The 25,113-nt window shown below is 70.0% G+C and carries 19 protein-coding genes; 18 read left to right on the top strand and 1 reads right to left on the bottom strand.

What is annotated here, in order from left to right:
* Nucleotides 1-131: 131 nt before the first annotated feature.
* The 13 genes from prmB to RSA25_RS09280 all read left to right on the top strand — a co-directional run bounded on the left by prmB (nt 132) and on the right by RSA25_RS09280 (nt 18,685).
* Nucleotides 132-1,061, top strand: coding sequence for a 50S ribosomal protein L3 N(5)-glutamine methyltransferase (gene prmB, locus RSA25_RS09340; RefSeq protein WP_332808614.1), 930 nt, complete (start codon nt 132-134; stop codon nt 1,059-1,061).
* Nucleotides 1,058-2,161, top strand: coding sequence for a chorismate synthase (gene aroC, locus RSA25_RS09335; protein WP_332808613.1), 1,104 nt, complete (start codon nt 1,058-1,060; stop codon nt 2,159-2,161). Before prmB ends, aroC begins: the two co-directional genes overlap by 4 nt.
* Nucleotides 2,154-3,209, top strand: a complete 1,056-nt coding sequence (locus RSA25_RS09330) for a D-glycerate dehydrogenase (protein WP_332808612.1) — start codon at nt 2,154-2,156, stop codon at nt 3,207-3,209. The genes aroC and RSA25_RS09330 overlap by 8 nt, the downstream gene beginning before the upstream one ends.
* A gap of 124 nt (nt 3,210-3,333) precedes the next feature.
* The gene (locus RSA25_RS09325) at nt 3,334-4,359 is read left to right on the top strand and encodes an aspartate-semialdehyde dehydrogenase (protein WP_332808611.1); all 1,026 of its coding nucleotides are present in this window, start codon (nt 3,334-3,336) and stop codon (nt 4,357-4,359) included.
* An 87-nt stretch (nt 4,360-4,446) separates the two neighbouring features.
* Nucleotides 4,447-6,474, top strand: a complete 2,028-nt coding sequence (locus RSA25_RS09320; protein ID WP_332808610.1) for a FimV/HubP family polar landmark protein — start codon at nt 4,447-4,449, stop codon at nt 6,472-6,474.
* Nucleotides 6,471-6,851, top strand: a complete 381-nt coding sequence (locus RSA25_RS09315; protein ID WP_332808609.1) for a VOC family protein — start codon at nt 6,471-6,473, stop codon at nt 6,849-6,851. Before RSA25_RS09320 ends, RSA25_RS09315 begins: the two co-directional genes overlap by 4 nt.
* A 48-nt stretch (nt 6,852-6,899) precedes the next feature.
* On the top strand, nt 6,900-7,673 hold the full coding sequence (truA, locus tag RSA25_RS09310; RefSeq protein WP_332808608.1) for a tRNA pseudouridine(38-40) synthase TruA: 774 nt from the start codon (nt 6,900-6,902) through the stop codon (nt 7,671-7,673).
* Entirely contained in the window at nt 7,670-8,326 is a 657-nt protein-coding gene (locus RSA25_RS09305; RefSeq protein WP_332808607.1) for a phosphoribosylanthranilate isomerase, read from the top strand. The genes truA and RSA25_RS09305 overlap by 4 nt, the downstream gene beginning before the upstream one ends.
* 295 nt (nt 8,327-8,621) lie before the next feature.
* Nucleotides 8,622-9,302 carry a hypothetical protein gene (locus tag RSA25_RS09300; protein ID WP_332808606.1) on the top strand — a complete coding sequence of 227 codons (681 nt, stop codon included), beginning with the start codon at nt 8,622-8,624 and terminating at the stop codon, nt 9,300-9,302.
* Nucleotides 9,299-11,317, top strand: a complete 2,019-nt coding sequence (locus RSA25_RS09295; RefSeq protein WP_332808605.1) for a hypothetical protein — start codon at nt 9,299-9,301, stop codon at nt 11,315-11,317. The genes RSA25_RS09300 and RSA25_RS09295 overlap by 4 nt, the downstream gene beginning before the upstream one ends.
* Before the next feature lie 117 nt (nt 11,318-11,434).
* Nucleotides 11,435-16,792, top strand: a complete 5,358-nt coding sequence (locus RSA25_RS09290; protein WP_332808604.1) for a DNA repair ATPase — start codon at nt 11,435-11,437, stop codon at nt 16,790-16,792.
* Nucleotides 16,789-17,523, top strand: coding sequence for a hypothetical protein (locus RSA25_RS09285; RefSeq protein WP_332808603.1), 735 nt, complete (start codon nt 16,789-16,791; stop codon nt 17,521-17,523). Before RSA25_RS09290 ends, RSA25_RS09285 begins: the two co-directional genes overlap by 4 nt.
* A 55-nt stretch (nt 17,524-17,578) precedes the next feature.
* The gene (locus RSA25_RS09280; protein ID WP_332808602.1) at nt 17,579-18,685 is read left to right on the top strand and encodes a toxic anion resistance protein; all 1,107 of its coding nucleotides are present in this window, start codon (nt 17,579-17,581) and stop codon (nt 18,683-18,685) included.
* Nucleotides 18,686-18,724: 39 nt separating this feature from the next.
* On the opposite strand, the gene RSA25_RS09275 is transcribed toward RSA25_RS09280, so the two are convergent.
* Nucleotides 18,725-19,615 carry a LysR family transcriptional regulator gene (locus RSA25_RS09275; protein WP_332808601.1) on the bottom strand — a complete coding sequence of 297 codons (891 nt, stop codon included), beginning with the start codon at nt 19,613-19,615 and terminating at the stop codon, nt 18,725-18,727.
* A gap of 95 nt (nt 19,616-19,710) precedes the next feature.
* On the opposite strand from RSA25_RS09275, the gene trpB reads away from it, so the two are divergent.
* The 5 genes from trpB (at nt 19,711) to glmM (ending at nt 24,803) form a co-directional block, all read left to right on the top strand.
* Nucleotides 19,711-20,928 carry a tryptophan synthase subunit beta gene (gene trpB, locus RSA25_RS09270; protein WP_332808600.1) on the top strand — a complete coding sequence of 406 codons (1,218 nt, stop codon included), beginning with the start codon at nt 19,711-19,713 and terminating at the stop codon, nt 20,926-20,928.
* Nucleotides 20,925-21,599 carry a hypothetical protein gene (locus RSA25_RS09265; RefSeq protein WP_332808599.1) on the top strand — a complete coding sequence of 225 codons (675 nt, stop codon included), beginning with the start codon at nt 20,925-20,927 and terminating at the stop codon, nt 21,597-21,599. The genes trpB and RSA25_RS09265 overlap by 4 nt, the downstream gene beginning before the upstream one ends.
* 7 nt (nt 21,600-21,606) lie before the next feature.
* The gene (gene trpA, locus RSA25_RS09260; RefSeq protein ID WP_332808625.1) at nt 21,607-22,413 is read left to right on the top strand and encodes a tryptophan synthase subunit alpha; all 807 of its coding nucleotides are present in this window, start codon (nt 21,607-21,609) and stop codon (nt 22,411-22,413) included.
* Nucleotides 22,414-22,551: 138 nt separating this feature from the next.
* Nucleotides 22,552-23,436 (top strand): acetyl-CoA carboxylase, carboxyltransferase subunit beta, encoded by an 885-nt coding sequence (gene accD, locus RSA25_RS09255; protein ID WP_332808598.1) that lies wholly within the window; start codon nt 22,552-22,554, stop codon nt 23,434-23,436.
* The gene (glmM, locus tag RSA25_RS09250) at nt 23,436-24,803 is read left to right on the top strand and encodes a phosphoglucosamine mutase (RefSeq protein ID WP_332808597.1); all 1,368 of its coding nucleotides are present in this window, start codon (nt 23,436-23,438) and stop codon (nt 24,801-24,803) included. Before accD ends, glmM begins: the two co-directional genes overlap by 1 nt.
* Nucleotides 24,804-25,113: the final 310 nt, after the last annotated feature.

Below are 25,113 nucleotides of genomic sequence, written 5' to 3'. Positions count from 1 at the left end.
CATGATAGGGGGGACGGCGGTCCCGGTGGTTGTTTTGGGGTGTCGGGGGGCTCAACCACTTTCCACTGCAACGGATGCCGGGGGGCATGGGGTCGCCTATAATCGGGGGCCACCTTGTCTGTTGCCTTGCCATGACTGCCGAAACGGCCGCCGAACTCCATACGATCATCGACCTGATCCGCTACGGCACCAGCCGTTTCAACGCCGCTGGCCTCACCTTCGGGCACAGCTACGACAATGCCCTGGACGAAGCCACCCAGCTGGTCCTGCACAGCCTGCACCTGCCGCACGACCTCGGCCCCGCCTACGGCGCCGCCCGGGTCACCACGCCGGAGAAGGCCGAGGTCCTGGCCCTGTTCGAGCGCCGCATCAACGAGCGCCTGCCGGCGGCCTACCTCACCGGCGAAGCCTGGTTTGCCGGGCTCAGCTTCAAGAGCGACGCCCGCGCGCTGGTGCCGCGCTCGCCGATTGCCGAACTCATTGAAAGCGGCTTCGAGCCCTGGCTCGCCGGCCGCGACGTGCACCGTGCCCTGGACCTGTGCACCGGCTCGGGCTGCATCGCCATCGCCATCGGCCACTACTACCCCAACTGGGAAGTGGACGGCGTGGACCTCAGCGACGACGCGCTCAGCCTGGCCCACGAGAACAAGGAACGCCTGCAGGCGCACAACGTCACCCTGCTCAAGTCGGACCTGTTCAACGGCCTCACCGGCCGTCATTACGACCTCATCGTGACCAACCCGCCTTACGTCACCAACGACGAGACCGATGCCCTGCCGCAGGAGTATTCCTACGAGCCGGAGATGGGCCTGCGTGCCGGCGACGACGGCCTGGACCTGGTGCTGAAGATCCTGCGCGACGCCCCGCTGCACCTCAGCGAGGATGGCCTGCTGATCTGCGAAGTGGGCGACTCCGAACAGCACCTCATCAAGCTGCTGCCGGAAGTCGACTTTGCCTGGGTCGAGTTCAAGGTGGGCCAGATGGGGATCTTCGCCGTCGAATGCCGTGAACTGATCGCCCACCGCGCCCGCATCACCGAGCTGGCGGCGCAGCGGCCGTGAGTTCCAACAGCTTCGGCAAACTGCTGACCGTCACCACCTTCGGCGAATCGCACGGGCCGGCGATCGGTTGCGTGATCGACGGCTGCCCGCCGGGGCTGGCGATCAGTGCCGATGCGTTCGCGCACGACCTGCAGCGCCGCGCCACCGGCAAGAGCCGGCACACCTCCGCCCGCCGCGAAGCCGACGAGATCGAAATCCTCTCCGGCGTGTACGAAGGGCGCACCACCGGCACCCCGATCGCGCTGCTGATCCGCAACACCGACCAGCGCAGCAAGGATTACAGCAACATCGCCCAGCAGTTCCGCCCGGGCCATGCCGACTACAGCTACTGGCAGAAGTACGGCATCCGCGATCCGCGCGGCGGCGGGCGGTCTTCCGCGCGCGAGACCACCATGCGCGTGGCCGCCGGCGTGATCGCCAAGAAGTGGCTGCAGCAGCGCCATGGCGTGACCGTGCGCGGCTACCTCGCCCAGCTGGGCCAGATCACCCCCACCGGGCATGACTGGTCGGCGGTGGAGGACAACCCGTTCTTCTGGCCCGTTGCCGAGCAGGTGCCCGCCCTGGAGAGCTACATGGATGCGCTGCGCAAGTCCGGTGATTCGGTCGGTGCGCGCGTCAACGTGGTGGCCGATGGCGTGCCGCCCGGCTGGGGCGAGCCGATCTACGGCAAGCTCGACGGTGACCTGGCGGCGGCGCTGATGAGCATCAATGCGGTCAAGGGCGTGGAGATCGGCGACGGCTTTGCCAGCGCCGCCCAGCTCGGCACCGAGCACCGCGACCTGATCACCCCCGAGGGCTTTGCCAGCAACCATGCCGGCGGCATCCTCGGCGGCATCTCCACCGGCCAGCAGGTCACCGCCTCGATCGTGCTCAAGCCGACCTCCAGCCTGCGCCTGCCCGGCGCCACGGTGGACGCCACCGGCCAGGCGGTGGAGGTGATCACCACCGGCCGCCACGACCCCTGCGTCGGCATCCGCGCCACGCCCATCGCCGAGGCGATGATGGCCCTGGTGCTGATGGACCAGGCCCTGCGCCACCGCGCCCAGTGTGGCGACGTGGGCGAAGTCACCCCGCGCATCCCGGGCCGCATCGATGGCTGATCCGCGCCCCAGGGTCTGGGTCAGCCAGCCGCTGTTCGATGAGGTCGTCGAACAGCTCGGGCAGCATTTCCAGCTGGAGATGACGCACGCGGTCACCCGCTACACGCCCGCGCAGCTGGCCGAGCGCCTGGCGGGCGTGGACGGTGCGCCGATCACCCTCAACGAGCGCATCGGCGCGGCCGAGATCGCCAACGCGCCGCGGTTGCGCGCCATCGCCAACGTCGGCGTGGGCTACAACAATCTGGATGTGGAGGCGCTCAGCAGCGCCGGCATCCTGGCCAGCAACACCCCGGACGTGCTCACCGAAACCACCGCCGATCTCGGCTTTGCGCTGCTGATGGCCACCGCCCGGCGCATCACCGAGGCCGAACGCTGGCTGCGCGAGGGCCAGTGGGGGCAATGGTCGTTCCAGACCCTGCTCGGCGCGGATATCCACGGCAGCACGCTGGGCATCCTGGGCATGGGCCGGATCGGGCAGGGCATCGCCCGTCGCGGTGCGCTCGGCTTCGGCATGCGCGTGCTGTACCACAACCGCTCGCGCCTGCCCGAGGCCACCGAGGCCGAGGTCGGCGCGCAGTACGTGGATCTGGACACCCTGCTCGCGCAGGCCGACCACCTGGTGCTGGTGCTGCCCTACAACGCCAGCTCGCACCACATCATCGATGCCGCTGCGCTGGCGAAGATGAAGCCGACCGCCACGCTGGTCAACATCGCCCGTGGCGGCATCGTCGATGAAGCGGCCCTGGCCGCTGCGCTGGCCAACGGTGGCCTCGCCGCCGCCGGGCTGGATGTGTTCGAAGGCGAGCCGACGGTGCGCCCGGCGCTGCTGGCGCTGCGCAACGTGGTGCTCACCCCGCACATCGGCAGTGCCAGCCAGGCCACGCGCCGGGCGATGGTGCAGCTGGCGGTGGACAACCTCACGGCCGCGCTCGACGCAGGCCCGCAGGCGGGCGATCCGCCGAGTGCGCTCAATGCGCAGGCCGTGGCCGACGCACGCCGTGCCCGCGCTGGTGTGGGCGGCAAAGACATCGACGACGCAAAACGATAGGGAACTTCGCGGCCCGCCGACGAGGTTCCCCGAATCCGGTAGGTGCCGACCGCAGGTCGGTGCACATTTCACATTCCGGCTTGTACCGACCGCTGTCCGGTACCCCCAAACAAGAGATTCCCCCATGAGCAATGCAGATCGTCGTTTCCACGTCGCCGTCGTCGGTGCCACCGGTGCCGTCGGCGAAACCATGCTGTCCATCCTGGCCGAGCGCAACTTCCCCATCGCCACCCTGAGCCTGCTCGCGTCCTCGCGGTCGGCCGGCGGCGAGATCGAGTTCGGCGGCAACAAGATCAAGGTCCAGGACCTGGCCAAGTTCGACCCGGCCGGCGTGGACATCGCGCTGTTCTCCGCCGGCGGCAGCGTCTCCAAGGAGTACGGCCCCAAGTTCGCGGCAGCCGGCGCGGTGGTGATCGACAACTCCTCGGCCTTCCGTTACGACGATGACGTGCCGCTGGTGGTGTCCGAGGTGAACCCGGAAGCGCTCAGGCAGCGTCCGCGCGGCATCATCGCCAACCCGAACTGCTCGACCATGCAGATGCTGGTGGCGCTGGCCCCGCTGCACCGCCAGTACGGCATCGAGCGCATCAACGTGGCCACCTACCAGTCCGTCTCCGGTGGCGGCCGCTCGGCGCTGGAGGAACTGGGCAAGCAGACCGGCCAGCTGCTCAGCTTCCAGGACATCGACCCGCAGCGCTTCCCGGTGCAGATCGCCTTCAACCTGATCCCGCACATCGACGATTTCCAGGACAACGGCTACACCAAGGAAGAAATGAAGCTGGTCTGGGAAACCCAGAAGATCCTCGGCGACGCCAGCATCCTGGTGAACCCCACCGCGGTGCGCGTGCCGGTGTTCTATGGCCATTCCGAAGCGGTCACCATCCAGACCCGCGACAAGGTCACCGTGCAGGCCGCGCGCGAGCTGCTCGCGCGCTCGCCCGGCGTGGAAGTGGTGGATGCGCATGAAGCGGGCGGCTACCCGACCCCGGTCACCCATGCCTCGGGCACCGATGCGGTGTACGTGGGCCGCATCCGCGAAGACCTCTCCCACCCGCGTGGCCTGAACCTGTGGATCGTGTCGGACAACATCCGCAAGGGCGCCGCCCTCAATGCGGTGCAGCTGGCCGAGCTGGTCGCCGCCGAAGGCTGATCGGGCAACGCCGGTGGCATGGGGATGCCACCGGCGACTGCAATGCAACCATCGCCGATCACGGGGGGAGCCGTTATATTGGCCGCCATGAAGAACCGGGCTCCGGGCGCCTTGCGCCCGCTCAAGTATGTCTCCACGCTGGTGCTGGCCCTGGCCAGCAGCTCCGCCATGGCCCTGGGCCTGGGCGATATCCGGGTGCTGTCCAAGCCCGGCCAGCCCCTGCTGGCCGAAATCCCGGTCATTTCCGCCGATCCGGCCGAACTGCAGAACCTGCGCGTGGCCCTGGCCTCGCCGGTCACCTTTGCCCGGGTCGGGCTTGAACGGCCGGTCGGGCTGGTCAGCGAGCTGCAGTTCGAGCTCACCCGCAACGCGCAGGGCAGGGCGGTGGTCCGGGTCAGCACCCTGGCCCCGGTCACCACGCCGTCGCTCAATTTCCTGATCGAAGCCGATTGGGGCCAGGGCCGGCTGGTCCGCGAATACTCGGCGCTGGTCGATGCGCCCAACAGCGCGCTGGCGGTGGCCGAGCCGGAGATCGTCGCGCCCGCCGGCGCGATGTCCAACGCCATCGTGCGCGAGCCGGAGCCGGCACCGCCGGTGGCCGGCACGGACACGCCGTCGCGGACCTCGCCGGTCCCCGCGCGCGCGGCCACCCCACGGCCTGCGCCGGCACCGACGCCCGCACCGGCACCGGCACCGGCACCGGCCAACGTGGCGGCCGATGGCAGCATCACCGTCCAGCGTGGCCAGACCCTGTCGCAGATTGCAGGGGCGGTGGCGCGCGAGCAGGGCATCAACCGCAACCAGGCCATGATCGCGCTGCTGCGCGCCAACCCGGATGCCTTCATCCGCGGCAACGTCAACCTGCTCAAGCAGGGCGCGGTGCTGCGCGGGCCCGGCGGCGATGCTGCCACCCCGATTGATGCCGGCGAGGCCGCCGCGATCGTGCGCGAACATGCCGCGCAGTGGCGGCAATCGCGCGCGGCCATCCCGCAGCCCGCCACCAGTGGCCAGGCCGCCAGCCCCGGCCCAGGCCCGGCGGCCACGCCGGCGGCCGCCAGCGGTGCGCGCCTGGAGATCGCCCCGGCGGTCGCCGCCACCGACAACAACGCAGGGACAACCACCGGCACCGCTGCCGGCAGTGAGGGTGACATGCTGGGCAACGAACAACTGCGGCAGGCCAAGGAAGACGTGGCCACCCGCGATGCCGAGATCCAGGAGCTGCGCGGGCGCGTGGCCGAGTTGGAGAAACTGCAGAGCCAGCAGCAGTCGCTGATCGCGATGAAGGACAGCGACCTGGCCGCCGCACAGCAGCGCCTGGGCCAGGCCCCGGCCAGCCGCGAGGGCGGTGGGGCCGGCTGGTACTGGCTGGGCCTGGGCGTGTTGCTGCTGGTGGTGGCCGGGTGGGCAATGGCCCGGCGGCGCAAGCCGTCGCCGCTGCCGCCGCTGCGCCGCGATGGCCTGGATGCGGCCGCGCTGGCCGCCGCGGTGCCGGCCGCCGATTACGTGGACGAACTGGCGGCCCAGCAGGCCACCGACGACGCGGTGGCCATCGAGGACGACGCCGCCCACGACGCGGACTACGCCACCGCCCCGGACTATGTGCTCGACGGCGGCCGCCGCGAACCGGTGTTCCACCTGGAGCCCGAGCCGGGGTATCGCACCGCCGACGCGCCGCCCGAGCCGGACATCGCGCCGGAGGCGGCGGCAGCGGTCGAACCCGCGCCGGTCATCGCCGACGCCACCGACACCACCGACACCGACGCGTTCGACCAACCGCCCGCCCACGCCCTGGAAGCGGCCGCGCAGCCCTCCTATCGCGGCGTGTTCGAGTTCCCCGAGGACAGCGACCCGGTCGCCCGGCCCGAGGTTGAGGCGGTGGCCATGCCCCTCGGCGACGCCGCGCCGGCGCATGCCCTGGATGCTCATGGTGACGACGCCCTGGACGGCGATGCGTCCGGCGCCCCGGCAGCAGGCCGGGACCGGCTGGAGCTGGCCATCGCCTACCTGGACCTGGGCGATGCGGAAACCGCACGCACGCTGCTGCAGGAAGTGGCCCACGCGGCCGACCCGCACAGCCAGGCGCAGGCGCGCGAACTGCTGGCGAGGCTGGGATGAGCGCCACGTCCCCGCAGGCGGCGCGTGAGCGGCGGCTGGACTACGTGGAGTTCGCCTCCACCGATCCGGCCGCCAGCCGCGCCTTCTTCACCGAGGTGTTCGGCTGGTCGTTCGTGGATTACGGCCCGGATTACACCGCCTTCGACGATGGCCGCCTGCAGGGCGGCTTCTTCCGCGGCACGCCCGGCACCACCGCGGCCGGTGCCAGCCTGCTGGTGATCTACGCCGACGTGCTGGCCCCGGTGCTGGCGGCGGTCACCGCCCACGGTGGCGTGGTGGTCAAACCGGTGTTCTCCTTTCCCGGCGGCAGCCGTTTCCAGTTCATCGAGCCCGGTGGCAACGAACTGGCGGTCTGGTCCGAGCGCGACCCGGCCTGACGCCCTGGCCGGCCGCGGCCGGCTTTCTCCGACTTACAGAGGTTGACCATGCGCTACGCACTGGGCGTGGAATACGACGGCAGCGACTACAAGGGGTGGCAGCAGCTGGGCGAGAGCGGTTGCCCCAGCGTGCAGGCCAGCCTGCAGGAGGCGCTGTCCTCGGTGGCCGATGCCCCCATCCACGTCACCTGCGCCGGGCGCACCGACGCCGGCGTGCACGGCCAGTGCCAGGTGGTCCATTTCGACACCGACGTGGTCCGCGACCCGCGCGGCTGGACGCTGGGCACCACCACCCGCCTGCCGCGCGCGATCGCGGTGCGCTGGTGCGTGCCGGTGGCCGATGACTTCCATGCCCGGTTCTCGGCCCGCGCCCGCCGGTACCGCTACCGCCTGCTCAACCGCCAGGTGCGGCCGGCGCTGGGCCGGCAGAGCCTGAGCTGGGAGCGGCGCCCGCTCGATGCCGGGGCGATGCATGCCGCCGCGCAGGCGCTGCTGGGCGAGAACGACTTCAGCGCGTTCCGCAGCATCCAGTGCGAGGCCCTGCACGCCCGGCGCGAGCTGCAGGCCATCAGCGTGCGCCGCGACGACGAGGTGGTGGAGGTCTGTGTTCAGGCCAATGCATTCCTTCATCACATGGTGCGCAATATCGTCGGTTCACTGATCCTGGTCGGGTGCGGGGACAAACCGGTGTCTTGGATGGCCGAACTATTGGCCGGCCAGGACCGCACCGTGGCCGGGCCGACCGCACCGCCGCAGGGATTGGTGTTCGTTGGACCCTTGTACCCCGACAACTGGCAACTGCCCGCCGAGGTCACTTTATGAGCCGCTCTTTCTATCGCACCCGAATCAAGTTCTGCGGCATGACCCGCGCCGGCGACGTCCGCCTGGCCGGCGAGCTGGGGGTGGACGCGGTGGGCTTCATCTTCGCCCGCGAGAGCAAGCGCCGGGTCGCCCCGGCCGAGGCCCGCGCGATGCGCCAGGCGATCGCGCCGATGGTCGATGTGGTGGCCCTGTTCCGCGACAACAGCAAGGAAGAGGTGCGCGAAGTGCTGCGCACGGTACGGCCGACCCTGCTGCAGTTCCACGGCGAGGAAGACGAATCGTTCTGCCGCAGCTTCAACATGCCCTACCTCAAGGCGGTGGCGATGGGCGGGCGTGATGACGTCAACGCGCGCCAGCTGCAGCTGCGCTATCCCAGCGCGGCCGGTTTCCTGTTCGACAGCCACGCCCCCGGCGGTGGCGGCGGCACCGGCGTGGCCTTCGACTGGACCCGCCTGCCCACCGGCCTGCACCGGCCCTTCCTGCTGGCCGGCGGCATTACGCCGGACAACGTGTTCGACGCCATCGTGGCCACCTTGCCCTGGGGCGTGGATGTGTCCAGCGGCATCGAGAGCGAACCGGGCATCAAGGACGGTTACAAGATGCGCAAGTTCGTCGAAGAAGTGCGCCGCGCCGACTGCCACGAAGCCGACTGACCCACCCGTCCCGCACGCGCCCGGCCCGATGGCCACCGCGCGGGAAGCGGCCTGCCAGCGCCGGTGAACCCACCCGGCGCCGGGCGCTGCGGTCCAACCTGCCGCCTTTCCTGCCTGATCGACGCCCGCCGGTGCGGCGCACCGCGTCGCGTCCGCCTATGGGCGCGGCGCCATATTTCACGTAGCATCCACAGGACATGGCGCGGCCGGCACGGCGCGTAATCGCGGGAAGCCGGAGTGCTTCCCATCGGCGGCCTCGGGGAAAAGGGGCTCGCCACTGCAGGGAAGACACGGCATGAACGAGTTCCTCAACGTTGCGTTGACGTTCCCCACGCTGCCTTACAGCGTCGTGCTGGCGTTCGCGGTGATCTATTGGATGCTGGCCGCGCTCGGCGTGGTCGACGACGGCATCGCCCATGACGGCATGGACCTGCATCTGGGCGATGACGGCCTGCACGGCATTTCCGGCATGTTCTCCCGGCTGGGCCTGGGCGGGGCGCCGGTGATGCTGGTGATCGCGCTGCTGGCCTTCTTCGGCTGGAACATCACCTTTTTCGTCCATCTGCACCTGCTCCAGCCGCTGCCCGGCGCGGGACGCTGGCTGGCCGGCAGCGTCACCGCGGTGCTCGCACTGGTGGCGTCGGTGCCGCTCAGCGTGATCGTGTTGCGCCCGATCCGCCGCCTGCTGCTGCGCCTGCGCCCGGTGGCGCAAACCTCCGTGCTCGGCCGCGTGGGCGTGATCGCCTCGCCCTTGGTCAACGCCAGCACCGGTTACGCCAATGTCGATGACGGCGGTGCCGGGCTGATCCTGCAGGTGCGCACCCGCGACGGCGCCGTATTGGCGCGCGGCGAACGCGTGGTGCTGCTGGACTACCTGGCCGACCACAACCACTACCTGGTGGCGCGTGAAAACGACCACCCCGCGCTTTCCATTCAAGACAGCCCGTTCCCGGGCGATAAGGAGATCCATCGATGAGTGCTGCGACCTTGACCCAGTTTTTCTTGTTCCTGGGCATACCGCTGGTCCTCCTGTTCGGCCTGGCGGGCCTGTTCAAGGCCTTCTACCGCAAGGTGGACCAGGGCGTGGCCCTGATCGTCAACGACATGAGCGCCCAGCCCAAGGTGCACTTCACCGGTGCGCTGATCATCCCGGTGCTGTACCGCGCCGAGCTGATGCGGATCAGCCTGATCACCCTGCAGATCGACCGCCGCGGCAAGGAAGGCCTGATCTGCCGCGACAACATGCGCGCCGACATCGCCGTGGCCTTCTACCTGCGCGTCAACGAGACCCAGGCCGACGTGCTGCGCGTGGCCAAGGCGATCGGTGCCGATCGCGCCTCGGACAAGCATGCGGTCGATGAGCTGTTCAATGCCAAGTTCTCCGAAGCGCTGAAGACGGTCGGCAAGAAGTTCGAGTTCACCGAACTGTTCGAGAAGCGCCAGGAATTCCGCGACGAGATCATCGCGGTGATCGGCAACGACCTCAATGGCTATGCGCTGGAAGACGTGGCCATCGATTACCTGGAGCAGACCCCCAAGCTGTTGCTGGACCAGAACAACATCCTCGATGCCCAGGGCATCCGCAAGATCACCGAGCTGACCGCCACCCACAACGTGGTCACCAACGAGCTGGAACAGAACGAAAAGCTGGCCATCACCAAGAAGAACGTGGAGGCGCGCGAAGCGCTGCTGGCGTTGGAGCGCCAGCAGGCCGAGGCCGAGGCCCGCCAGAAGCGCGAGATCGAAACCATCCGCGCCCGCGAGGAAGCCGAGACGGCCAAGGTGCAGGAAGAACAGCGCCAATTGTCCGAGCAGGCCCGCATCGAAGCCCAGGAAGTGATCGACATCCGCGAGCAGAACCGCCAGCGCGAGGTCGAGGTGGCCGAGCAGAACCGGCAGCGCGCGGTGGCCATCGAGTCCGAGCGGGTCGAGCGTGCGCGCCAGCTGGAGCAGGTCACCACCCAGCGCGAAGTGCAGCTGCAGGGCGTGGAGCGCGACAAGGTGGTCGAGTCCGGCAAGATGGACGTGGCCAACATCACCCGCGAGCGCATCGCCATCGACAAGACCGTGGCCCAGGAAGAAGAGCGCATCAAGGAAGTGCGTGAAGTCTCCGAGGCCGAGCGCCAGAAGCAGGTGCTGATCCTGGAGGCCGAAGGCCGCGCGCAGGAACTGCTGGTGCGCCAGGTCAAGGAAGCCCAGGCGGCCGAGACCGCGGCCAAGCATCGCGCCGTGGAGATCACCACGCTGGCCCAGGCCGAACACGAAGCGGCCGGCAAGCAGGCCGAGGCCAAGCGCCTGCTCGCCGACGGTACCCGCGCCGAACAGGCCGCACCCGGCCTGGCCGAAGCGCAGGTGCGCGAAGCCTCGGCGCTGGCCATCGAGAAGGTCGGCATCGCCGAAGCGCGTGTGATCGAGGCCAAGGCCGAGGCCAACCTCAAGCAGGGCACCAACGAAGCCCGCGTGCTGGCCGAGACCCTGCAGGCCCAGGCCCAGGGTGAAGAACAGATGGGCCGTGCCCGCGCCACCGCGACCGAGTCGGTCGGCGGCGCCGAAGCCGGCGTGGTGCAGAAGAAGCTGCTGGCCGAGGCCGAAGGCCTGGTCCGCAAGTTCGAGGCGATCGGTTCGCTCAGCGACACCGCGCGCGGCCACGAGGAGTTCCGCATGATGCTCGACAACAGCCTCAAGCAGGCGCTGGCCTCCATCGACGCCGGCAAGGAAGTCTCGCGCGAGAACGCCGGCGTCATCGCCAGTGCGCTGCGCAACGCCGACATCGACCTGGTCGGCGGCGACGGCGGCATGTTCGAGAACCTGATCAAGGCCGTGTCGCTGGGCAAGTCCATCGAGGGCCTGGCCGACAAGAGCCCGATCGTGCAGGAGCTGATGCAGCGCTACCTGGGCGTGGGCCCGCGCCCGCAGGCGCCGCGCCAGATCAGCGAAGACGGCGAGGAGACGGTCACCACCGTGACCGCCTCGGTGGTCGACGCCCGCTGAGCCCGCGGCGCGCTGCCCTGCGGCGCGCCGCACCCCCGGCGGTGGCCACGCTGGCCGCCGCCACGCCTTTCCCGGCCGGCTCGCCCGGCCGGTTGTCCGTGAGCCGGAAGGAACCCGATGTCCGATACCGCCAACCGTCCCGAGCCGTCCGCGCCGGAAGCTGCCGCCAGCGTCGACCAGGCCGTCGCCCAGGGCGGCGCCTATGAAGTGCTGCGCCGCCGCCTGGTCGAGCAGGGCAGCCGCCTGCGCACGGTCGCCGATGCACTGAACCGCCAACGCCTGGCCGAGTTCGGCGACAGCCGGCTGGAGGTCAGTGGCCGCTTCCGCATCCGCAGCGAAAACAACTGCGTGGGCCGCGACATCGTCCAGGTCGGCCCGGACCTGCTGCTGTTCGGCTACAACGTGTTCATCGGCCTCAAGACCCAGACCCGGGTTGAAGACGTGTTCGGGCTGTATCGCCTCGTCCAGGCCAGCGAGGGCTACGACGTGGTGCCGGTGGATGCCAAGGGCAGCTTCCTGGCCCAGCCCGGCTTCGTGCACGATTTCAACGAGCTGTACGCCTATTACAAGCACGCGCGCCTGCTGCAGCTGATCGTCATCGGCGACAAGCTGCTGGCCGCCTTCCAGATCGGCGAGCGCAGCAGCGATGTGCGCGTGTTCCGCTGGGCCAAGGCCGCCGATGGCGAGCTCAGCTACCTCGATGCCCGCGGCGAGCGCGACATCGCGCTGCCGCCGCCGTTCGACTTCGAATGGACCCGCGCCACCCGCGACATGGCCGTCAACGGCCGCCACGCGCACCTGAACATCCTCGACACCCTGTTCGTGGAGACCACCGGTGGCGATCTCACCATCAAGGTGGAGAACAACACCGAGAGCGGGCAGGGCGTCTACAGCGAGCCGGTCGAGGACAGCACCCAGTCGCTGGACGATGCCCAGTTCGATTTCGCCCGGGTCGGTTCGCTGATCCTGCTCAAGGTGCTGCCTTACCGCGAGACCGTCTGGCGGGGCCTGATCTACAACACGCTCACCGGCAACATCACCCGCAACGATGCGATCGTGCAGGCCTGCGTGCAGCTGCCCGAAGACCACGGCATCATCTTCCCCGGCGGCTATTACCTGCAGAGCGGCGAGCACAAGGCCTTCGATGCGGCGATGGACGGCATGCAGTTCAAGCGCGCCATCCGCTCGCCCAACGGCGAGGACGTGCTCTACATCTTCTACGAGCGCGAGGGCGGGCGCTCGGCGCTGTTTGTCTACAACACCATCCAGCGCGTGCTGCAGAACCCGGTGTTCGGGCATGGCTACGCGTTCCTGCACGACGGGCGCATGGTGCTGTTCCATGCCGAAGGCAGCGAGCCGACCCGCATCCACGCCATGCAGGTCTGGCAGACCCCCTTCAGCAGCGACGAGTTCGCCGCCAGCCGGCCGCCGGGCAATACGTTCATGGGCCGGATCGGCAATGCCGAACTGGTCCGGGGCATCTCCAACCTGTTCGACCTGGCCCGCACCATCGAAGGCGACGACGTCTCGGTGCAGCGTTACCAGCGCCTGGTGCAGGAGACCCGTCGCCTGTTCGATGCCCACCACTGGCTGGACGACGAGCAATGCGGTGGCGCGGTAAGCCTGCTGCGCGAGGTCAGCAGCACCGGCGAATCGGTGCTGGACGAATACGAGAAGGTGCAGTCGATCCGCGCGCAGTCGGCCCAGGCCATGGCCCAGGCGCAAGGCGCGCAGAAGGCGCTGCTGTCGCGGCTGCAGCCGGAAAACTGGACCGAGGTACAGGCCTTCGTCGAGGCGCTCAATGCGATCTCGGCCCAGCGCGGCCACCTGCTCACCATCCGTGACTACCGCTACATCGACACCGACCTGATCGATGCGATGACCGCCGCGCTGCAGCAGGCGCACGACACCATCGGCGCGGCCACCGGTGAGTTCCTGGCCGGGGACGCCGCGCTGGCGCCGCTGGCCGAACGCCTGCAGGGGCTGGACCAGGCCGCGCAGCAGGCCGAGAGCGCCCGTGTGCTGGACGAACAGCTGGCCGGCCTGCGCGGCATGGCCGCCGACCTGGACATGCTGTCCGAGCTGATGGCCGGCCTGAAGGTGGACGATGCCACCGCGCGCACCCGCGTGGTCGAGGCGATCTCGGCCCTCTATGCGCGCCTGAACCAGACCCGCGCCCGCGCCGAGCAGCGCCGTCGCACGCTCGGCTCGGCCGAGGCGGTGGCCCAGTTCGCCGCGCAGTTCGCGCTGTTCTCCCAGGCCATCACCAGTGCGCTGGCGATGGCCACCGACCCCGAACGGGCCGACGAGCAGATGTCGCGCCTGCTGGTGCAGCTGGAAGAGCTGGAAAGCCAGTTCGGCGAGCACGAGCAGTTCCTCGGCGACATCCTGGCCAAGCGCGAAGAGCTGATCGATGCCTTCGAGGCGCACAAGCAGGCCTTGCTGGACGAGCGCCAGCGCAAGGCACGCTCGGTGCTGGACGCGGCCAACCGCATCCTGGACGGGCTGGCCAAGCGCACCGAACGCTTTGCCAGCGCCGATGAACTCAATGCGTTCTTCGCCGGCGATCCGCTGATCCTCAAGCTGCGCGAACTGGCCGAACGGCTGCGCAGCCTGCGCGACAGCGTCAAGGCCGACGACATCGAGTCGCGCCTGAAGGGCGTGCGTGACCAGGCCGTGCGCGCGCTGCGCGATCGCAGCGACCTGTTCGAGGCCGGTGGCAACGTGGTGCGGCTGGGCCCGCGCCACCGTTTCAGCGTCAACACCCAGCCACTGGACCTGACCATCCTGCCGCGCGGCGACGAACTGGCCATCCACCTCACCGGCACCGATTTCCTGGAGGCCCTGCACGATCCCGAGCTGGCCGAGCTCAAGCCGTATTGGCAACTGAGCCTGGATTCGGAATCGGACACGCTCTACCGCGGCGAATACCTGGCCGGCAGCGTGCTGCGTGCGGCCGTGGAAGGCCGCGAGGGGCTGGACCTGGCCACGCTCGAGCACGAGGCTGCCGCGCCCGATGCACTGGAGCGCGCCGTGCGCGACTTTGCCGCCCCACGGTATCGCGAAGGCTACGAGCGCGGCATCCACGACCATGACGCCAGCCTGATCCTGCGCGCGCTGCTGCCGCTGCGGCAGGCCGCGGGCACGCTGCTGCACGCGCCCCGCGCGCGCGCGCTGGCGATGCTGTTCTGGGCCGCCTGCCAGCGCCGCGAGGCGGTGCTGCAGTGGCCGGCCCGCCAGGCCGGTGCCGACGCGATCGCGCGCCTGTTCGGCTCCGATGAAGGCCAGCAGGCGTTGCGCGCGGAGATCACGCTCGCCCTGGCTGCCTTCGGCGACGAACACGGCCTGCCGTTCAACGCTGCCGACCACGCGGCCGCATCGGCCTACCTGGCCGATGAACTCTCACGTGGCGAACCGGTGTTCGCCAGCAGCCGCTACGCCTTGGCCCTGCTGGACGCACTGGGCCAGCAGCTGCAGGCCGCCGGCCAGCGCGAGAGCGTGGAGCGCGCGCTGCAACGCGAGCAGGACGGCCTGGCCGCGCGCTGGGCGCTGGCCGGCCAGTGGCTGCGTGCGCTGTGCCGCACCCCGGCGCTGGCCGACCATGCCGGCTATGCCGACGAGGCCGCCGCGCTGCTGCTGGTCCAGCGCGGGCTGCGCACCCGCGCCAGCGACACCGTCCTGCAGGTCACCGTGGAGGGCCTGCTTGGCGACCACCCGCGCCTGCAGCAGGGCCGCCTGGCCCTGTCGCTGGATGATTTCCTCGCGCGCCTGCAGCACCACAGCGGCGTGTTCGTGCCGGCCTTCCATGCCTACCAGGCCGTGCGCCAGCGCATCGTCGCGCGCGAACGCGACAACCTGCGGCTGTCCGAGTTCAAGGCGCGGCCCCTGTCCTCGTTCGTGCGCAACAAGCTGATCAACGATGTCTACCTCGGGGTGATCGGCGACAACCTGGCCAAGCAGATGGGCACGGTCGGGGAGAACAAGCGCAGCGACCTGATGGGCCTGCTGATGATGATCTCGCCGCCCGGCTACGGCAAAACCACGCTGATGGAATACGTGGCGCACCGGCTGGGCCTGGTCTTCATGAAGATCAACGGCCCGGCGCTGGGCCACGAGGTGCGCTCGCTGGACCCGGCCCAGGCCCCGGACGCCACCTCGCGCCAGGAGCTGGAAAAGCTCAACCTGGCGCTGGAGATGGGCAACAACACCATGCTGTATGTCGATGACATCCAGCACACCCATCCCGAGTTCCTGCAGAAGTTCATTTCCCTGTGCGACGGCACCCGCCGCATCGAAGGCGTCTGGCGCGGCCGCACCCGCACCTACGACATGCGTGGCAAGAAATTCTGCGTGGTGATGGCCGGCAACCCGTATACCGAGTCCGGCGAGGTGTTCAAGATCCCGGACATGCTGGCCAACCGCGCCGACATCTACAACCTGGGCGACGTGCTCGGCGGCATGGAAGATGCCTTCACCCTGAGCTACATCGAGAACAGCCTCACCTCCAACCCGGTGCTGGCCCCGCTCGCCACCCGCGACATGGCCGACCTGTACCTGCTGGTGGATCGCGCGATGGGCAAGGAGGTCTCCACCAACGCGCTCAGCCACGCCTACAGCGGCGCGGAGGTCAACGAGATCGTGGCCACCCTGCAGCGCATGCTGCGCGTGCGCGACGTGGTGTACCGGGTCAACCAGCAGTACATCGCCAGCGCCGCGCAGGACGACCGCTACCGCACCGAGCCGGCATTCCGGCTGCAGGGCAGCTACCGCAACATGAACAAGCTGTCGGAGAAGATCTCCCCGGTGATGAACGAGGCCGAGCTGCAACAGCTGGTCTCCGACCATTACATGGGCGAGGCGCAGCTGCTCACCACCGGTGCCGAGGAGAACCTGCTCAAGCTGGCCGAACTGCGCGGCCTGCTGCAGGGCGAGGCGCTCGCGCGCTGGCAGCAGATCAAGCGCGACTTCCTGCGCAACAAGGCCATGGGCGCCGAGGATGGCGACGTGGGGGGGCGCGTGGTCGCGCAGTTGGCCGATATCGCCGGCGCCCTGCAGCTGCCGCCGCCGGTGGCCGCCACGGCCCCCGAGCCGGCACCGTGGCCGGCCCTGCTGGCGGCACTGGAACGGCTGTCGGCCGCGCGCGCCGAGCCCGCGCCCGCGCCGCCGTCCACCGCACCGGTTGCCGCGCCGACCGAGCCGCTGGCCACCGGCCTGCAGGCCGGGCTGGCCCCGTTGCTGCAGCTGCTGGGCGAGTCGCACCAGCAGCAGGTGCGCACCGGCGAGACGCTGGCGCTGTTGGCCGGCTGGGTGCGCCAGCAGATGGAGAACGGCCCGGCACCGCGTCCCGGCGTGCGCCCGCGGCGTGCGTCCACCCCGGAAGAACGCGCGCTGGACGAGGCGCTGATGCGCCACTTCTACGGTGAGTCGAGCCTGCCGCCGCAGTGGGAACGTGGCAAGGATCAGCCGCCCGCATGACCGCCGCGCCCGCGCTGCCGTTGCCCCTGCCACCGGCCGCGGTCGCCGCCGACGCGGCCGTGCTGTCGCGGTACGGCGACGTGCTGCTGGACGCGTTGACCCCGCGCGTGCCGGGCACGGGGGCCGTCGATGGCGACCCGCGCACGGGCCTGGTCGATGCGCTGTCGCGGCTGGCCCTGGCCCTGCAGGCGCACGATCCGGCACGGCTGCGCCGACAGACCGGCTGGTGGGGGCGGCTGCTTGGCCGCGACGTGGAGCAGCAGGCCGACGCCGACGCGTTGCAGGCGCAACTGGGCGTGGTGCTGTTCAACGCGCAGGCGCATGCGCAGTCGCTGCACGCCCTCATCGCGGCCAGCGAGCAGGCCGTCAGCGTGGACCAGCATGCCGCGCAGGCGCTGGACCAGTGGGCCGATGCCGGCGGCGCGCTGCAGGCCACGCTGCCCGGCGAGGCAACCGGGCCCCTGCACGCGGCGCTGCAGCAGCGCGTGGCGCACCTGCGCCTGCTGGCCGCGATGAAGCGCATCGCCGCGGCCGAGGCGGCCCTGGTGCAGGCCCAGGACGCCGCGCTGCTGGCGCACCTGCAGCGCATCACCGACACCCTGCTGCCGGCGTGGCGCCAGGCCGTCGCCAGTGGCCAGGTGCAGGCGCAGGCCCGGCAGCAGGGCCAGGCGGCACGGCTGCTCGCGCAGATCCGTGACGAAGTCGCGTCGGCGCAGGCTAGACTCCCCTAAGTACACTGTCCGTGCCGCCGCCAGGCCGGCCGCCCCTCAGAATGGAGCTTCACCGATGACCCAGGACGCCCAGCCCAACGCCGCACTGCCCGTGGTTCCCAGCGTGGATGTCGTCGATGACAGCGTGCTGCAGGCACTGGGCCTGGCCCGCGAGGACCTGCCCCGGATCGAGGCGATCGGCCGCGGCCTGGACGACATCCGCCCGGGCAACCTGCAGGTCTTCGGCCGCGACGCGGCGGCCAAGACCGCCGCCTTCTCCAGCCAGCTGCTCGACCAGGTGCGCAACCGCGACCTGGATGCCAGCGGCGACAAGCTCGGCGAAGTGGTGCGCATCGCCCGCTCGCTGAAGCTGGACGGGTTGGCCCAGCGTTCCAGGGTGCCGGTCATCGGTGGCCTGATCGACAAGCTGCGTTCCACCAAGGGCGAGCTGGTCCAGAAATTCAGCGACACCAATCGCCAGATCGAACAGCTCATGGGCGACGTAGGCGCGCAGCAGGTGCTGATGGGCCAGCGCGTGGGCGAGTTCGACCGCATGCACGACATCGTGCGCGAAGAACGCCACAGCCTGGGCCTGCACATCGCCGCCGGCAAGCGCCGGCTGGCCGCGCTGCAGGCCGAACACCTGGCCGGGCAGGGCCAGGACGACCCGCAGCAGCGGATCCGCCAGGGCGAGCTGGACAACGCCATCCGCCTGCTCGACAAGCGCGTCGGCGACCTGGTGGTGATGCAGCATGCGGCCGACCAGTCGCTGCCGATGATCCGCCTGATCCAGGCCAACGCGATCCTGCTGATCGAGAAGTTCAACACCGTCCGCGACATCACCATCCCCTCGTGGAAGCGCCAGTTCGCCATCCAGTTGTCGCTGAGCGAGCAGAAGAACGCGGTGGCGTTGTCCAACGCCATCGACGATGCCACCAACGAGCTCATGCGCCGCAACGCCGACCTGCTGCGCCAGACCACGGTGGAAACGGCCAAGGCCAACCAGCGCGCGGTCATCGACGTGGCCACCCTGCGCCACGTGCACGAGCAGTTGATCGCCACGGTGGAGGAGGTGCGCACGATCCATCGCGAAGGCATGCAGCAGCGCCAGCAGGCCGAAGTGGAGCTGGCGCGCCTGCGCGAGGACGTGCAGCAGCGGTTGGCGATCGGCACCGCGGCCTGACCCACCCGGTAGGCCACGACCGTGGGTCGTGGCGCGCCGTCAGCGGTCCAACTGCGCCCGCAACCAGCCGGCCAACGCCGCCACCCGTGCATCGCCCGGGCCCTCCGGCGTGGCCAGCACCCAGAAGCCGCCCGTGGCGGCAAAGCCCCACGGCGCCAGCAGGCGGCCGGCGGCCAGCTCGTCGGCCACCAGCGGCTCGGGCGCGATCGCCACGCCCAATCCGGCCACCGCCGCCTCCAGCAGGTAGTACAGGTGCTCAAAGCCACTGCCCAGCTGCAGCGCCGCCGGGTCCACGCCGTGTGCCTGGGCCCAGGCGGGCCACGCCTGCGGGCGCGAGGTGGTATGCAGCAACGGCTCGCCGCGCAGCGCGGTCGGCGGCTGGTGGCGCAGCCGCGCTGCCGCCGGATGCTGCGGGCTGACCACCACGCCCACCCGCTCCGGGGCCAGCTCACGCACCTGCCAGCCCCGTGGCCACGGCGGCTGGGCCAGCAGCAGCACCGCATCCAGCGTGTACTGCGCCTCGGTGAAGCTGCCGTCCTGGGCCGACCAGTGCAGCGGCACCTGCGGCAGGTCGGCCTGCAGCGCCTGCAGCCGGGGAATCATCCAGCGCGCCAGGATGCTACCGCTGCAGCCCAGCACCAGCGCCTCGGGGCGTTGCTGGCGCTGCACGGTGGCCACCGCGTCGCGGATCTGCCCGAACGCCCCCGCACAGGCCTGCTGGAGGGTCACCCCGGCCGCGGTCAGGCGCAGCCCGCGGCCCTCGCGCTCGAACAGCGCCAGCCCCAGATGCTCCTCCAGCACGCGCAGCTGGCGGCTGATTGCGCCATGGGTGACATGCAGGGCCTCGGCGGCGCGGCCCACCCCGCCCAGGCGCGCGGCGGCCTCGAAACTGCGCAGGGCATTGAGCGGTGGCAGGGGCGCGAGGCTCATGTGAGTTTTCCTGACGATTTGGGGCAGATAATATCGATATTGCTGTCATGACAGGTGCGCTAAATTATCAGCCTGTCACCACCGGCTGTCGCGCCATGTCCGCATCCCCCATTACCGATTTCCACGCCTACCCCGACGCCAACGGCCATTTCGGCCGCTACGGCGGCAGTTTCGTGGCCGAAACCCTGATCGGGCCGCTGCAGGAACTGGCCGCCGCCTACGATGAGGCCCGCCGCGATCCGGCCTTCATCGCCGCCTACGACAAGGACCTCACCCACTACGTGGGCCGGCCCAGCCCGATCTACCACGCCGAGCGCCTCAGCCGGCAGGTCGGTGGCGCGCAGATCCTGCTCAAGCGCGAAGACCTCAACCACACCGGCGCGCACAAGATCAACAACACCATCGGCCAGGCCCTGCTGGCCGCGCGGATGGGCAAGACCCGCATCATCGCCGAGACCGGCGCCGGCCAGCACGGCGTGGCCAGCGCCACCGTGGCCGCGCGGCTGGGGCTGGAATGCGTGGTGTACATGGGCGCCACCGACATCGAGCGGCAGAAGATCAACGTCTACCGCATGAAGCTGCTCGGCGCGACCGTGGTCCCGGTCACCTCCGGCTCGGCCACGCTCAAGGACGCGCTCAACGAAGCCATGCGCGACTGGGTCACCAACGTGCGCGACACCTTCTACATCATCGGCACCGTGGCCGGCCCGGACCCGTACCCGCGCATGGTGCGCGACTTCAACGCCATCGTCGGGCGCGAGGCCCGTGCGCAGATGCTCACCGACTACGGCCGCCTGCCGGATGCGATCACCGCCTGCGTGGGCGGTGGCAGCAACGCCATCGGCCTGTTCCACGCCTTCCTCAACGACCGCCAGGTACGCATCGTCGGTGCCGAAGCGGCCGGCGACGGCATCGAGACCGGGCGCCACGCCGCCTCCATCGCCGCCGGTCGCCCGGGCGTGCTGCATGGCAACCGCACCTACGTGATCTGCGACGACGACGGCCAGATCATCGAGACCCATTCGGTCTCCGCCGGCCTGGACTATCCCGGCGTGGGCCCCGAGCACGCGTTCCTGGCCGATGCCGGGCGCGCCGAGTACGTGGGCATCACCGACGAGGAAGCGTTGGCCGCCTTCCACCAGCTGGCCCACAGCGAAGGCATCCTGGCCGCGCTGGAATCCAGCCACGCGGTGGCGCAGGCGATCAAGCTGGCGCGCGACCTGCCCAGCGACAAGCTGGTGCTGTGCAACCTCTCCGGTCGCGGCGACAAGGACGTGCATACCATTGCCGCGCGCGAGGGCCTGATCCTGTGAATCCAGTGCTGCGCCAGGGACGTGCGCTGCTGATCGTGGCCGGCCTGAGCGGCTGTGCCGCCCCGGACCCGCCGGTGCTCACCGCCGCCCCCAAGGCGCGGGCCGCCACGCCGTCGCCGCCGTCGGCCGGCACCGACGACATCGCCCATCGCCCGATCGAGGACGATCCAGCGCCGGCAGCGGCGGCCGATGACGCCGCCCCGGCCATCGTCTCGGTGGCCTTGGACCATGCCGGCGACATGCTGGTGGGGCAGCGCTTCACCGCCGCCGACGCCGACGCGCAGTGGCACTCGGCCGGGCTCAGCGATGGCGGCCGGCTGGGCAGCTGCGAGTATTACGAACGCGGCAGCCTGCCCGAAGGCATCTCGATGATGGTCGATGACGAGCACGTGCAGCGCTTCGACCTGGCCCCGCTGGACGACTCGGACGAGACGACCCAGGCCGGCCCGTTCGGGTTGCGCCTGGGCATGCCGGAGGCCGAGGCGCTCAAGCGCCTGCCGGCCGGCAGTACCCGCCGCCCGCATGCCTACGACCCGGAAACCGGCCACTACCTCACCTGGGAAGACCCCGGCTCGGATCTGGCGATCCGGCTGGAGATCTTCGACGGAAAAATCTCCACGTTGTACTGGGGCGCCAGCGGCGCCGTTGAACTGATTGAAGGATGTGCCTGAAATGTCCCTGGACCGTATCGATGCCTGTTTCGCCCGCCTGCGCAGCGCCCGGCGCAAGGCGCTGATTCCCTTCATCACCGCCGGCGATCCCGGCCTGGCGGCCACCGTGCCGGTGATGCACGCGCTGGCGGCCGCCGGCGCGGACGTGATCGAACGGGGCATTCCGTTCTCCGACCCCATGGCCGACGGCCCCACCATCCAGCGCAGTTCCGAGCGCGCGCTGGCCCGCGGGGCAGGGCTGCGCTACGTGCTGGATACCGTGGCCGCGTTCCGCCGCGACGATGCCACCACCCCGGTGGTGCTGATGGGCTACCTCAACCCGGTGGAGATCCACGGCACCGCGCGTTTCGCCCAGGCGGCCATCGCCGCCGGCGTGGACGGCGTGCTGCTGGTCGACCTGCCGCCTGAAGAGGCGGCGGAAACCCGCGACATCTTCACCGCCGCCGGCCTGGCCCTGATCCTGCTGGCGTCCCCGACCACGGCCGACGCGCGCCTGGATACCCTGGCCGCGATGGCCCAGGGCTATCTGTACTACGTCAGTTTCGCCGGGGTCACCGGCGCCTCCGAGCGCCTGGACAGCGGCGCCGCCAGCGCGCGCCTGCGCGACCTGCGCGGTCGCTCGCAGGTGCCGGTGGTGGCCGGCTTCGGCATCAAGGATGCCGCCAGTGCCGCGGCCATGGCGGTCGAGGCCGATGGCGTGGTAGTCGGCAGTGCGCTGGTGGCCGCGCTGGGCGAGGCCGCCGATGCGCAGGCCGCCGCCGCGACCGCGCAGGCCTTCCTCACGCCGCTGCGACACGCGCTTGACGCCGCCTGAAGCAGTCAAACGTACGTAGCAGAATGGTTTGCGCCATCCCCCCGGCAAGCGCCGGGGGGTGCCCCGGCATGGAAACGGTGAGCTAGACTGTCCGCCTTTGCGGCCCTCGGGCCGCCCTGAACGGAAGTAGCATCCCGCATGAGTTGGCTCAGCAAGTTGATGCCGTCTGGCATCCGCACCGACAACGTCCCCAGCAAGAAGCGCAGCGTCCCCGAGGGCCTGTGGGAGAAGTGCAGCAACTGCGGCAGCGCGCTGTACGGTCCTGAGCTGGAAGAGAACCTGGAAGTCTGCCCCAAGTGTGGCCACCACATGGCCATCCGCGCGCGCGCCCGCCTGGCCTCGCTGTTCGATGCGGACAGCACCAGCGAGATCGCCGCGCGCCTGGGACCGACCGACCTGCTCAAGTTCAAGGACCAGAAGAAGTACAGCGAGCGCATCAAGGCCTCGCAGAAGAACACCGGCGAGTACGACGCACTGATCGCCATGCAGGGCCTGCTCAAGGGCCGCCCGCTGGTGGCATCGGCCTTCGATTTCGCCTTCATGGGCGGCTCGATGGGCTCGGTGGTCGGCGAACGTTTCTCGCTGGCCGCTGAAAAGGCGGTGGAGATCGGCGCGCCCTACGTGTGCTTCTCCGCCAGCGGCGGCGCGCGCATGCAGGAAGGCCTGTTCTCGCTGATGCAGATGGCCAAGACCTCGGCCGCGCTCGGCAAGCTGCGCGAGGCCGGCCTGCCGTACATCTCGGTGCTGACCCACCCGACCACCGGCGGCGTCTCGGCGTCCTTTGCGATGCTGGGCGACATCAACATCGCCGAGCCGCAGGCGCTGATCGGCTTTGCCGGCCCGCGCGTGATCGAGCAGACCGTGCGCGAGAAACTGCCGGAAGGCTTCCAGCGCTCGGAGTTCCTGCTCGAGCACGGTGCCATCGACCAGATCTGCGACCGCCGCGAGTTGCGTGAGCGGTTGGCCGACCTGCTGGCCATGCTGGGCCGGCAGCCGGCGCCGGTCGCCGACGAGGCGGCCTGATGGGCGCGCGCAGGTATTTCGGCACCGACGGCATCCGCGGTCGGGTCGGGCAGGGCGTGATCTCGGCCGATTTCGTGCTGCGCCTGGGCAACGCGCTCGGTCGCGTGCTGACCGAGCGCAACGGCCATCGTCCCGGGCACCGCCCTGTGGTGGTGATCGGCAAGGACACGCGCATCTCCGGCTACATGTTTGAAGCGGCACTGGAGGCCGGCCTGGTCGCCGGCGGCGTGGACGTGCAGTTGCTGGGCCCGATGCCGACCCCGGCGGTGGCCTTCCTCACCCGCACCCTGGGCGCCGATGCCGGCATCGTGATCAGTGCCTCACACAACCCGCACTACGACAACGGCATCAAGTTCTTCTCCGCCGACGGCGAGAAGCTCGACGATGCCACCGAACTGGCGCTGGAGGCGGCGCTGGACGGGGCCTTCACCACCGCCGAATCGGACCGGTTGGGCAAGGCGATGCGCGCACGCGACGCGGTGGGCCGCTACATCGAGTTCTGCAAGGCCAGCGTGCCGCGTGCATTCGACCTGCGCGGCCTGAAGATCGTGCTGGACTGCGCGCACGGCGCCACCTACCACATCGCCCCGCTGCTGTTCCGCGAGCTGGGGGCGGAGGTGATCACCATCGGTGCCGAGCCGAACGGGGTGAACATCAACGATGGCGTCGGTTCCACGCACATCGACAACCTCGCCGCCAAGGTGCGCGAGGTAGGGGCGGACCTGGGCATCGCCTTCGACGGCGATGGCGACCGCGTGCTGATGGCCGATGACCAGGGCAACCCGGTCGACGGCGACGACCTGCTGTATGTGCTGGCCCCGTCGTGGCAGCGCAATGGTCGCCTGCGCGGCCCGGTGGTGGGCACGCTGATGACCAACTTCGGGCTGGAGCAGGCGCTGGAGCGCATCGGGCTGCCGTTCGTGCGCAGCAACGTCGGCGACCGCTACGTGCACCAGGCGCTGGTCGAAGGCGGCGGCGTGCTGGGTGGCGAAGCCTCCGGCCACCTGCTGTGCCTGGACCGCGCCACCACGGGCGATGCGATCGTCAGCGCGCTGCAGGTGCTGGAAGTGCTGCGCCGCGAGGGCCGCACGCTGCGGCAGTCGCTGGAAGGGCTGCACAAGGTGCCGCAGAAGACGGTCAACGTGCGCCTGGGCGATGTATCGGCCAAGGCCACCGTGCAGGCCGACACCGTGCAGGTCGCACTGGTGGCCGCCCAGCAGGCCGTGCACGGCCGCGGTCGCGCGTTCCTGCGTCCGTCGGGCACCGAGCCGGTGGTGCGCGTCACCGTCGAGGCCGACAGTGCCGAACTGATGCAGTCCACGCTGGACAGCCTGTCCAGCGCGGTCAAGGCCGCTGCTGCCGCCTGAGGTTCGCGCCGCATTGGCGACAGACAAAACGCCCCGGGTGACCGGGGCGTTTTTTGTTTCGTCGCCCCCTCTGCGGGGCAAGGCTTTTTGAAGCACGCCCGTACCCGCCCTAGGACAGTGGACCGGTGCGCACAGAAAAACCCGGTAGTGCCGGCCGCTGGCCGGCATCCCACAGCCACCGTTGCCCTCAACGACCACCGACCAACGGCAAGTGCCCGGCTTTTGCTCTCCCGGCGGCCACCGGCCAACTATCGAGGGTGGGGGTGTGCGGGTTCGCGGGACCGTCGTGCGCCATGGATGGCGCACGTCG

It is taken from the genome of Stenotrophomonas sp., assembly GCF_036662295.1.
GTDB lineage: Bacteria > Pseudomonadota > Gammaproteobacteria > Xanthomonadales > Xanthomonadaceae > Stenotrophomonas.
Note: the sequence above shows the minus strand (reverse complement) of the source record. Positions and strands in the feature narration are given on the sequence as shown.